This window comes from Candidatus Neomarinimicrobiota bacterium (assembly GCA_034716895.1).
In the GTDB taxonomy this organism is placed as follows: Bacteria; Fidelibacterota; UBA8477; order UBA8477; family JABMPR01; genus JABMPR01.
In genome coordinates, this window is record JAYEKW010000176.1 from 1 (window position 1) to 2,224 (window position 2,224).

Sequence of the window (2,224 nt, forward strand, 5' to 3'; positions counted from 1 at the left end):
TTCCGGACCAACCTGGGCCGAATTGTCTTCTGTGATCGATATGACGGATGACGATGGACCCGTGGTTATCCGTGAGGGACAGGGAGATGTTAATTGGTGTACACCCTGACTCTTTTGGGGTGATTATTCCAAATGTATTTCAAAAGACGCACTTATACTAATTAGTGTCTGTCTATAAATTATAACATTATGATAATACAGCAGATAGGTCTTGTATTATTGAAAACACTTCACCATAATATGGCTAAATATAGGAGAAAATCCGGTGAAGTTGTATAATGATCTGACCTTGAAGTTTGAACGTCCTCAGTGGAGGAACAATGCAGAGTTTGCCTTAATTGATACGATTCTTGAGGATCACGCTGAGTTGATTGAGTTATTATCTGCAGATATTTTACGAGGAAACAAGTCTAACAAGTTTGGTCGCCAGGATATTCCAAGTATTGAACAGATTGTTCGAGCAGCGATCTTTAAAGAAATGAAGAACCTGGACTACCGGGAGCTTCAATTTGCCCAGGAAGATAGTCGCATATGTGCGACCTTTATCAAGCTTGATGAGCGTAAGCCCTTTAGTTTTCAGATGTTCCAAAAATACATTTCCAGAATAAGTGAAGAGAGTCTCCAGCAGTTATTGTATGAGATTAATAGGATTGCTATTTCAGAAGGTTTGGAAGATGTAAAAAGTATCCGCCAGGACAGTACCATTGTTAAGAGCAACATCCACTACCCCACGAATAATGCATTGGTTTGGGACTGCATCAAGGAAAGTCACCGGTTATTAGAGGCGTTACATGAAGAATGTGATGAGATAAGTTTTCGAGATTACCGCAAGTCTGCTAAGCAGATGTATTTTAAGATCAACGTCACGAGATCGAAGAAGCGTGAGGATGCATTTCGCAAACAGTTGGGTACCTTCACCAAGAGTATCAACCAGGTATCAAACACGCTCAAGAAAAAGGTTAAGGGACTCAAAGCCAAGGCATTGCTGTCCCGTTTAGATGAGCTCCTCCCAGTGATGAAACAGGTTTACTCCATGGCATACCGTAAGCAGATTCTGGGAGAGAATGTCCCTAACTCAGAAAAGATATTCTCCATTTATGAACCCCATACTGATATTATTGTAAAGGGGGGCAGGGACGTCCTGTTTGGTCATAAGATTAATCTGGCCGGTGGGCGCAGTAACTTGGTATTGGATTGTCAGATATTGAAGGGTAACCCCTCGGATACCAAACTGTTTCAACCTACCCTGGATCGTGTGATCTCAGGATATGGTATAACCCCTCGTGATAGTGTTACCGATGGTGGCTATGCCTGGGGGGACAATGCTGATTACTGTAAAACCGAGGGTATCACCAATATAGTTTTCAATAAGGTTGTGGGGTCTTTAAAGAACATTACAAGCAGCAAGAACATGGAGACCAGATTAAAGAAATGGCGTAGTGGAATCGAAGCTGTGATTTCAAACTGGAAACGTGGTTTTGGAATGCGCATTTGTGAGTGGAAGGGCTGGGAGCATTTTAAAGCCAAGGTTTTGTGGAGTGTAATCGCCTATAACTTCCGCATGATGACAAGACTAATTCTGGAACGAATTGTTAAGGAAAAAGCCTTTGCCTGACGATCATCATTTTTCCAGAATTAGTTTTAAGTTTGACAGTGGGACAGCTATGCCCTTTTTTGCTCAAAAACGGGTTGTTTTATGAAAAGTAGATGGGCAATAGGCCGTTTTGAAGAAAAACCACTTTTTCTGGACACTTTGATAGAATCTGAAGGCCAGAATCTCTTACTGGCTAGAGATTTATCATTATTATTATGACTTTATGGACAGACACTAATTACTTAAAAAGTCGAGATAAGGCAATATCTTTTTCTGTAAAATTGCAATTAGTCACAGGATCTGTCCAAAACGGCCGTTGCCGCTCCAGATTGATTATCGGCACACTATGCAACTTCTTGAAACGAGAATCTCACAACCCCGGAGCAAGGACGAAATAGAACTTCAGCCTTGCTTGAAGACTCAACTAATGGAGAATCTAAAGTATCTGAACATCGGGCGAGTGGATGGGGTAGGGTAGCTTAAATGAATCACTTAAAATGTGTGTGCGCTATATGTGCCATTGATATACCAAAATAGCCCATTGTTATATCAAAATGATATGGAAGTAAGTGATAAAAGAAAACCCCTTAAGTGGTTGATTCTTAAGGGGTTTCGGGGAGTGGCCAGGGA

1 protein-coding gene is annotated in these 2,224 nt (G+C 41.3%); it reads left to right on the plus strand.

Features of this window, described 5'->3' with window-relative positions; genetic code table 11:
* The first annotated feature begins 265 nt into the window (after nucleotides 1-265).
* Complete coding sequence (locus U9Q77_10975; protein MEA3287879.1) at nucleotides 266-1,615, plus strand: ISNCY family transposase; 1,350 nt, start codon at nucleotides 266-268, stop codon at nucleotides 1,613-1,615.
* Nucleotides 1,616-2,224 lie beyond the last annotated feature (609 nt).